Origin of the sequence: Vibrio sp. V03_P4A6T147 (assembly GCF_002241085.1) — a bacterium.
In the GTDB taxonomy this organism is placed as follows: Bacteria; Pseudomonadota; Gammaproteobacteria; order Enterobacterales; family Vibrionaceae; genus Vibrio; species Vibrio anguillarum.
The window spans coordinates 1-8,897 of the sequence record NZ_NDIO01000388.1; the positions used below are offsets into that span (position 1 = coordinate 1).

Sequence of the window (8,897 nt, forward strand, 5' to 3'; positions counted from 1 at the left end):
AGAATAACCATTGGAGATATCACCATGGAAAATGAAAACTTTGTTGTTTTAAAGAATGTCTGCAAGCGTTTTGGCGATAAAACCGTCATTGGTAATTTGGATTTAGAAATCAAAAAAGGCAGCCTTGTAACACTGCTCGGCCCTTCAGGATGTGGAAAAACGACCGTGCTGCGTTTGGTCGCAGGGCTCGAAAAACCAACCAGCGGCCAAATTTTTATTGATGGTGAAGATGTCACGAGCACCTCCATCCAGCAACGTGACATCTGCATGGTGTTTCAATCTTACGCTCTGTTTCCTCACCTTTCCTTACATGACAACGTAGGTTACGGCCTAAGAATGATTGGCTTGAGTAAAGATGAAGTAAAACAGCGAGTGGATGAAGCCTTGAAATTAGTCGATTTAGAAGGCTTTGGAGAACGTTACGTTGACCAAATTTCAGGAGGTCAGCAACAGCGAGTAGCGCTCGCTCGCGCGTTGGTGCTTAAGCCTAAGGTATTGCTATTCGATGAGCCGCTCAGTAACTTGGACGCCAATTTAAGACGCAGCATGCGTGAAACTATTCGAGAGTTGCAACAGCGTTTTAATATCACCTCTTTGTATGTGACGCACGATCAGGCTGAGGCCTTTGCCGTTTCTGATACTGTGATTGTGATGAAAGATGGCGACATCATGCAGCAGGGGTCACCAACTCAACTGTATAAGCACCCAACCTCGATGTTCATGGCCAACTTCATGGGCGAAGCCAATATTTTTGAGGGTCAATATGATGGTGAATATTTGATCATCAATGGCTATAAGATCCCCGCTAATGATGACAGTGTCACGGCTTTGCCTGCGGGAAATTATCAAATTGGTGTTCGACCAGAAGCTATTTTGCTCTGCGCGGACGGTGATGCCTGCCAACAGTGTCAAATTACCAGTATTGCTTACATGGGGTCGATGTATGAAGTGTTGGTTAAATGGCACAACAAAGAGCTGTTACTGCAACTCAACTCGTCACAATTTGACCCCAGTTACGCTGATCACCCTTACCTGACGATCAACCCCGTGGGGTTATTCCTACTACCTGAAGATGCTTAATACTGCCTAGCTTGACCAAACGCCTCCAAACTAATGGAGGCGTTTGTGTCTTAGTGAGAGCAATGAACAACTTAACGAGAGCAATGAAAAAGATCCACCCGCGCAAGTGAGATTGGTTATAATCATCAGCCAGTTAGCACCAAGGCATGAGTTGGGTTATCATCCTTAACTTGGTTTGTCGCCACTAAAAATGGGCGAGTGATGCTCAATCCATGAGTTAACTTGTCTGTACGGCGCTCTTCTCATCGCACAATTAAGAGACATTTCATGTTACTTCCCACACAAACAAGTTGGGTTATTTTAGCGGGTGGGCAAGCCAGCCGTATGGGTGGACAAGACAAAGGGCTGATTGAACTCAATGGCCAACCTTTGATTCAACATGTCATGAATAAGCTTAAGCCGCAATCTACTAACCTGACGATTAACGCTAATCGTAACCATGCACAGTATCGTCAGTTTGCGCCTGTCATTTCCGATACCATGGCTGATTATCCCGGTCCACTCGCTGGAATTCAGGCAGGGTTAACCCATGCACAAACCGATTGGGTCGGATTTGTCCCTTGCGATTGCCCGTTGATCAATGACGATCTTGTTGCGCGTTTTTGCCATGCTGCTCAAGACTCGCATGATATTTTAGTCGCCCATGATGGTCACTTCGCTCAACCCGTATTCACCCTTATTCACCAACGTGTGCTGCCAACACTGACTGCATTTTTAGAACGTGGCGAGAGAAAAATCACCCGTCTTTATCAAGAATGCCACACAGATTACGTTGACTTTAGCGACTCGCCAAACTGCTTTTTGAACCTCAACACGCCTCAAGATCTGGCACAATTTGGAACTTTGACATCATGAAATATCAAGCGCCTTCATGCCCTTTACTTGGTTTTGCGGCCTACTCTGGCACAGGAAAAACGACCCTGCTTGAAGCCTTATTGCCCAAGTTAAGGGCAGCAGGCCTAACATTAGGCGTACTTAAGCACGCGCACCACGATTTTGATATTGATAAACCAGGTAAAGATAGCCATCGGCTGCGTAAAGCGGGGGCAAGCCAGATGTTAGTTGCATCGCGCTATCGTCATGCCATGATGACTGAGACGCCAGAAGCCGAACCCGATTTCGAATATCTTTTGTCTCGCTTTGATTGCGATAAACTCGACGTAATTTTAGTTGAAGGGTGTAAAAACCTCGCCTTTCCAAAAATTGAATTGCACCGTGCTGAAGTGGGTAAACCTTGGCTATATCCAAATGATGAAAATATCATCGCTATCGCCGCGGATGAAGTTGTGAAAAGTGCTTTACCACAAATGGACATCAATAATCTCGATGCAATCGCGGCGTTTGTGATTGAATATGTACAGCGTTGTAAATGAAATATCCTGCGCTATTTCGGTGGTGAAAGCGTGACAATTATCCCACTTAAAGGCAAAATCTAGCCCATTACATGTTGGTTAGTCATGTTTAAGCGCTACCAACGCCCCCATTTTCAATCGGTTGATAGTAAGCGATCAGCCTTTGTTTATTTTCCCGAAATTGGGAATGACGATTTTAGAGAGATGATCATGGCTCGCACCATTTTGTACACTTACAAAAATGAAGATAAAACGCTGACTTTTTCTTACGAAAAGCATCACAACATTCAAGAAGCAGTAGCCGAAGCAGAAGGTATTGATATTACTGATTTTTTAAAAATGGAACAGCAGCTGGAAATGATTTCTGACGCAAAAGCGGTACGCAATTACCGCGATAACCACTTTAAAAAGTTAGGTTTTAGCAAGCTAACACTGCAACAAAAAGAAAACGTAGGTGTGGGTAAAAAAGGCGCTAACACCAAATAAACAGAACTTAGGTTAAAGAGTTAACTTTTGACTGATATAAAAAAGGGCCCGTTTGATTATAGGCCCTTTTTGTTTGATTTTATGATTTGATATTAAGGAAAGCCGCACCACGTACGCCACCTGAATCACCATGTTTTGCTTTGATGATCTTCGGACATTTCGCGACAGAAAGCAGGTATTTCGGTACGCGTTTAGGCATCTCTTGGTAGATCAATTCAAAGTTTGATAAACCGCCACCGAGTGCAACAACGTGTGGGTCATTGGCTGTGAAAATGTTGGCAAAACAGATGGCAAGTAGTTCCATAAAGCGCTCAACATGCTCAACGGCTTTCGCTTCACCTGCTTCATTGGCGTGAATGATATCAATCGCTTTTTTGTGCTCGCCATAATAGTGCTCATACAATAGCTCAAAACCGCGGCCAGAGAGATAACTGTCTAAGCATCCTTGTTTGCCACAACCACAGCCGAGCATCGGCGCGTTATCGCCAAGATGTAACCATGCATCAAGAGGCAGACGCATATGACCAAACTCCCCCGCGACGTGGTTACGGCCAGAGAACACTTTCCCTTCATAGATAAGGCCGCCACCAAAACCTGTGCCGAGAATTAGGCCCATAACCGAAGGCTCATTTTTCAGCTCATCGTCCCATGCTTCAGAAAGCGCAAAGCAGTTTGCATCGTTTTCAATCTTCACGCTGCGGCCAATTTTTGCTTCTAAATCAGCGCGTAACGGCTTGCCTTTTGCAGCAGGAACGTTGACGGTTAATACCGTAGCATCATCAGCATCTTCCATACCCGGTAGGCCAAGGCCTATTTTGCCTTCCACACCCAATTGCGCGTCATATTTACTCACCAACTGCGCAATGGTTTCAACTAGCAGATTGTAGTCGTTTGTTGGGGTAGGAACGCGCTCCGTTGCTACGCGTTCTAACTTCTCATTAAACGCACCAAACTCAATTTTAGTGCCACCGACATCAAAGCCGTAGTACATGCAATCTCTCCTAAAATTTGCTCATCAATGAGCTAAAAATAAAACTTTGGGCATTATCCACAGAGCTCAGCCTACAATCCGTGACCGAGTACCAATTTATCTGGTCTATAGGTTCGATTGAACAATTACTCATCACCGAATCGATCAACTTTAGAGTCACGTCTCGCTTTGCTGCTGGTCGATGAAACGTTTCAAGACTGGCCTGCTCAAATCATGCTTTAGGCGGGTTTTACTCAGCAAGTAACTTTCCCGAAACACTTCAAACCATTGGCTTAATAGCAGAGAGGCTTGATGCTCACCCACTTCAGCCAATAACAATGACGCCACTTCAGCCGTTGATAAATGCTGCTCATTATCAGATTTACGCATCATATATTGCGATACGCTTTTAGGTGCGATAGACATCACCGGAAGCGCATCCAAATAAGGTGATTTGCGAAACATTCGTCTTGCCTCGCGCCAGCTTCCATCAAGCAATATCAACAGTGGTTTGCGTTTATCGTGCGCGCTGGGAGGGCTTTGCATTACTCGAGGCTTTTCATCCACATACTCTTCGGGAAAAATGACGACTGGTTGATAAGCGGGATTATTCAACAGTGCTAGCATTTCCGCGTGAGGTTCGGTGCGATTCCACTGATAAACGTAAGTTTCTTTAATCACATCGGCAATTAGTCGACCAGTATTACTGGGTTTAAATACTTCATTTTCAGAAACCAGCAGTAATACTGCGATATCCGTATCCATATCCGGTTGATGGCCGCATAAGCAGTATTGCGTGGCGACCTGACAATAGGCGCAACGTTCAACTTTCGCACCACGAGCTTGAAAAGGTTTGGTCGATAACGCTAAGCGATGTTGGAACAAATGGTTAAATGCGTGGATTCTCATAAATCAGGGCGGCAAGCTGGAAAGTGCTGCCGATTGTACTTACAGTACAAGCAGATTCCTAGCACAAGACCATTGAAGATGAGCCATTAAGTATGAACCTGAACCCTGAATTGATCCGTTTGAGCATATTTTTCGCTGTATTTATGCTTTGTGCGCTGTGGGAATGGTCTTGCCCACGTAAAACACTCACCCAAAGTAAAGCCACTCGCTGGCTGAATAATTTAGGTTTGGTTGGTTTAAATAGCGTGTGCTTATCGCTATTGATGCCAGTGTTAGCCATTGAAGCGGCTTATTGGGCGCAGCAAGACTCGATTGGCCTTTTTAATTGGGTGGATTTACCACAAGTAGCTGAAATTGTGCTGTCAGTTATTATTCTTGATGGCGTGATTTACGCCCAGCATGTGCTTTTTCACTTCTCTCCTTGGTTATGGCGTTTACATCGCATGCACCACGCTGACCAAGATATTGATGTGACCACTGGCTCACGGTTTCACCCATTCGAAATGATTCTCTCTTTGTGGATCAAAATCACTTGCGTGATCATTTTGGGTGTCAGCCCATTCGCGGTATTGATATTTGAGGTTGTGCTCAATGCGAGCGCGATGTTTAACCACAGTAACGCAAAATTACCGTTGAAAATGGACCGTTGGCTTCGCTGGTTGGTGGTGACACCTGACATGCATCGGGTTCATCATTCAGTCATTGTGAGAGAAACTCACTCCAATTTTGGTTTTTTCTTGTCATGTTGGGATCGGCTATTTCGTACTTATCGTGCGCAGCCAGAATTGGGCCATAAGCAGGTCATTATCGGCCTACCACTCTTTCGAGAGAAGCGTGAGCAGTGGTTGGATAAAATGCTTACCCAACCATTTAGAAAAAAGTGACAACGTCATGAAATACAAAAATCCGCACTGGATAAGCTAGTTGAGCGTATATTTATGCAACATAGCCTGCTGTTCACCCGCAACTTCAGCCACCTGCTCTGAACTTTCGACCATGGCTTCAAGCTGTAATTTGGTTTGCTCACCTTGCGATGAAACTTGGCTGATAGATTGGCTTACATCGGCCGTCGCTCGCTCTTGCTCTTCTGTTGCAACGCTTATCTGCTCAACTCGAGCACGAATCTGTTCCACTGCTTTTTCTATCTGCTCAAATGTTGTTTTTACTTCTTGACTCGATTGCAGTGCATTACTCATCTCTTGCCGCGAATCCGATACCGCTTGACGAGAGCGCTGCGTTGCATTGGTGAGTTCATTCATCATGTCTCGGATATTGGTGGTTTGCTGTGATGTATCGCTGGCCAATTTGCGTACTTCATCGGCTACAACTGCAAAACCACGCCCTTGTTCGCCAGCTCTTGCTGCTTCAATCGCGGCGTTCAACGCCAGTAAGTTGGTGCTGTCAGCAATACCGCTGATCATATCCACCATCTCGCGAATTTTCTTCACGCGCTGGTCAAGCTCGTGCATTGCTTCATCGTTTAAATGCAGTGTATTTTCAAGAGATTCCAAGCGAACACGGTTTTGTTCCACAACTTTCACCCCTTGCGTAGAAAACTGGCTGGCAGCCACTGATTCTTCATAAGATTCACTGGTCACAAGCGTGATATTCCGAATCGCCGATTCCAACTCACTCACGGTGGAAACCATGTTAACCAACGAATCATTTTGTGAGGCTAAACTGCGGTTGGATTTATCGGCTGCATCGTGACTGGTTTCGGCATTTTGGTAGAGCATTTCACAATTGCGCGTTACGGTAGAAATTGAATATTTTGTTGATTCAATAACTTGGTTTAGTTGTAGAGCAACTTCTTTAAATTCACTCGGGCCAATCAAGCGAGCGGGTTGAGAAAAATCGTGTTGAGTTAATAATGCAAGCTTGGCCAATAAGTTATTCAGCCCCAGCTTTAGCCAGTGGCGTAACCCTAGCCATGCAAGTAAAACTAAAGCGACCAGAATAATGCCGCCAGTATATTGTACTTGCTTAACCATTAGCATTGCGTCATGAACCACGTTCTCACTGTGTTTGATCAACTCACTTGCGGTGGCAGAAATCGTATTTAGCAGTGCTACCGTGTCTTTGGCTAGCTGCGCAGCTTGTGCCATTTCTTGTCGCTGCTGCTGTGCTTGCTCAATTTTATTTAAGATTAGTGCCAAAATGCCATGCTCAACAAAACCCGCTTTAACCATTTCATAAGGTGCCGTCAGGCTCGCAAACTCCATAACATCAGGATGCCACTCTTTGAAATCATCAAAGGCTAGCTCAATTCCCGCCATGCGATTACGGATTTCCTTAAATTGCACTTTGGCCTGTTCAGGATCGTTTTGCATCATTAACAGTAAGAAGGTACTTTCCATCGAACTTGCACTAGCAATAAAGCGGTTAGCCGCATCCATCGATTCAGGGTTATCTAATGCGAGAAATGAACTGATCCGGTTCATCTCCGGTCCAATGGAGCTTAATCCGTAACGAAACGCGGTGGCGGCGTTATCGATAGCATTCTGCTGTTCAAGCAAAGAGGCCTGCGTTGATAAAATAGAATAGGTGAGCTGCTGAAAAGCCGTACTTTTGCTGCGTAACGACACTTGATGATCTTGAGTAATCGCGTTACCGATACGAGTAGCGATGGAGAAAAGCTGGTCAGTAAGTTGGTCCGTCTGCTGGTTTAACTGGCTTAATTGCTGGTTTACCGCTTCTAATTCTGCCGATTCCGTTGTGCGAATGCCATCTCCGAGAGATTGTACTTGTTCTAATATATTTTGCGTCAACCTTGCATTATTTAATGCCAAAGGTAGTGTTTGTTCAGACAATCCAGAAAACTGTAGCCCTACCTTATCGATGCTTTTTAAACTGGTGATGGATAAAAGGACCACCAGTAACGTCATCGTGATGAAAATGGCACTGATGGTTTGAATCAACGACAGTGAATGTCGATTATTTATTGAGGAATTCATGATAAATGCAACTAAGTGATTAGAGAATGTGTTAAGGCTCAACCATAGTAGGAATGCAATATTTCAAAAATGTTTCAGTTACATTTCATTGGGATGATAAATGATTAAAAGTCCAATACTCTTCGCATTATCAATAACTAGTGTGCTAACGGGTTGCGTAGGATCGCCTATTTCGTCCAATTCTGGCCCTACTTATGTTACTCAAAAAGAGATTCTGTCAATTGTCCAAGATAAAGACGATGGATTAGGCACGGTTTTTCAGCGCTGGCAAGGAGTGCCGTATCGATTAGGTGGTGAAACGTTGAACGGAGTCGACTGCTCAGCATTTGTACAAATAGCGTTTAAAGATGTATGGCAGATTCCTCTACCACGAACCACACGCTCACAGAGTCAAACGGGGTTTGAGGTAAATTATCAAAATGCGCAGCGCGGGGATTTGGTCTTTTTTAGAACATCAAGGACGAGCAATCATGTTGGAGTCTATCTAGGAGACAAAAAATTCATGCACGCCTCTACGTCTAAAGGTGTGATGATCTCAAGAATCGATAACCCCTATTGGGCTTCTAAATTCTGGCAATTTAGGCGGATTATAAGCCCGCCTAACTCTGATTAGTCATACTTCAATTAGTCGTACTTCGCAACGGCAGTATCGAACAGATTCTTCACTAAGGCGATGTATTCATCAAGAAAAAGGATCTGTTCATTGGTCGCAGGTTTACTCCAAACACCCGCCAATACTTCACCAAGATCTTCCACTACAGAATCGGCTTCTTTGAGCAACTGGAATCGAACACTGGAATGTAGCTCAGGGTTTTGTTCAAAAATAGCCATGATGTTGCTTGAAACCATGTCGGTCACAACATCTTCTACACTTTCAGCGCCAATATCTCCGCCTGATGTGAACACATCCATATTAAAAGAGAGATGCTCTATCAGAGCCAAATAACCATCGGTTTCTACAACCACTTTAATTCTCCGCTTTACCGCTAAATTGCTAGTAATCACTGTACCTTCAATAATACTAAGCCATGTCAGCCCATTTTCACAGATTTGATAGTTTAGACGTTCAAATTTCCCGCGATTTCTTGATAAGCATCTATTTCACGAGCATTTATTTTCCCCAAAGTAGGATGCGCCATCCTATAA

The 8,897-nt window shown here is 44.4% G+C and carries 9 protein-coding genes and 1 pseudogene; 6 read left to right on the top strand and 4 right to left on the bottom strand.

Annotated features, from left to right (window positions below):
* Positions 1–24: 24 nt before the first annotated feature.
* The 4 genes and pseudogenes from fbpC (at position 25) to B9J84_RS14750 (ending at position 2,918) form a co-directional block, all read left to right on the top strand.
* Positions 25–1,080: a ferric ABC transporter ATP-binding protein gene (gene fbpC, locus B9J84_RS14735; RefSeq protein ID WP_017044718.1), complete on the top strand. Its 1,056-nt coding sequence runs from the start codon at positions 25–27 to the stop codon at positions 1,078–1,080.
* A gap of 267 nt (positions 1,081–1,347) precedes the next feature.
* Entirely contained in the window at positions 1,348–1,935 is a 588-nt protein-coding gene (mobA, locus tag B9J84_RS14740; protein ID WP_026027998.1) for a molybdenum cofactor guanylyltransferase MobA, read from the top strand.
* A pseudogene (gene mobB / locus B9J84_RS14745) lies at positions 1,932–2,444 on the top strand (molybdopterin-guanine dinucleotide biosynthesis protein B); the annotation flags it as partial. The gene mobA and the pseudogene mobB, both read left to right, overlap by 4 nt.
* 198 nt (positions 2,445–2,642) lie before the next feature.
* The gene (locus B9J84_RS14750; protein WP_026027239.1) at positions 2,643–2,918 is read left to right on the top strand and encodes a DUF2960 domain-containing protein; all 276 of its coding nucleotides are present in this window, start codon (positions 2,643–2,645) and stop codon (positions 2,916–2,918) included.
* A 79-nt stretch (positions 2,919–2,997) separates the two neighbouring features.
* Here the strand turns inward: B9J84_RS14750 and nagK are convergent, their stop codons facing one another.
* Together nagK and B9J84_RS14760 are read right to left on the bottom strand one after the other, a co-directional pair.
* The gene (nagK, locus tag B9J84_RS14755; RefSeq protein WP_088732431.1) at positions 2,998–3,909 is read right to left on the bottom strand and encodes an N-acetylglucosamine kinase; all 912 of its coding nucleotides are present in this window, start codon (positions 3,907–3,909) and stop codon (positions 2,998–3,000) included.
* Between the two features lie 156 nt (positions 3,910–4,065).
* Positions 4,066–4,797: a tRNA-uridine aminocarboxypropyltransferase gene (locus B9J84_RS14760; protein WP_094124451.1), complete on the bottom strand. Its 732-nt coding sequence runs from the start codon at positions 4,795–4,797 to the stop codon at positions 4,066–4,068.
* A gap of 92 nt (positions 4,798–4,889) precedes the next feature.
* Here B9J84_RS14760 and B9J84_RS14765 point away from each other — a divergent pair, with 92 nt between their 5' ends.
* Positions 4,890–5,681, top strand: a complete 792-nt coding sequence (locus B9J84_RS14765) for a sterol desaturase family protein (RefSeq protein WP_094124452.1) — start codon at positions 4,890–4,892, stop codon at positions 5,679–5,681.
* Between the two features lie 36 nt (positions 5,682–5,717).
* Here B9J84_RS14765 and B9J84_RS14770 read toward each other — a convergent pair whose 3' ends face one another.
* Positions 5,718–7,793 (bottom strand): methyl-accepting chemotaxis protein, encoded by a 2,076-nt coding sequence (locus tag B9J84_RS14770; RefSeq protein WP_094124453.1) that lies wholly within the window; start codon positions 7,791–7,793, stop codon positions 5,718–5,720.
* Positions 7,794–7,851: 58 nt separating this feature from the next.
* Between B9J84_RS14770 and B9J84_RS14775 the strand changes: the two genes are divergently transcribed.
* Positions 7,852–8,364, top strand: coding sequence for a C40 family peptidase (locus B9J84_RS14775; RefSeq protein ID WP_064625215.1), 513 nt, complete (start codon positions 7,852–7,854; stop codon positions 8,362–8,364).
* Between the two features lie 11 nt (positions 8,365–8,375).
* Here the strand turns inward: B9J84_RS14775 and B9J84_RS14780 are convergent, their stop codons facing one another.
* Positions 8,376–8,717, bottom strand: coding sequence for a DUF3802 family protein (locus B9J84_RS14780; protein WP_026027237.1), 342 nt, complete (start codon positions 8,715–8,717; stop codon positions 8,376–8,378).
* Positions 8,718–8,897 lie beyond the last annotated feature (180 nt).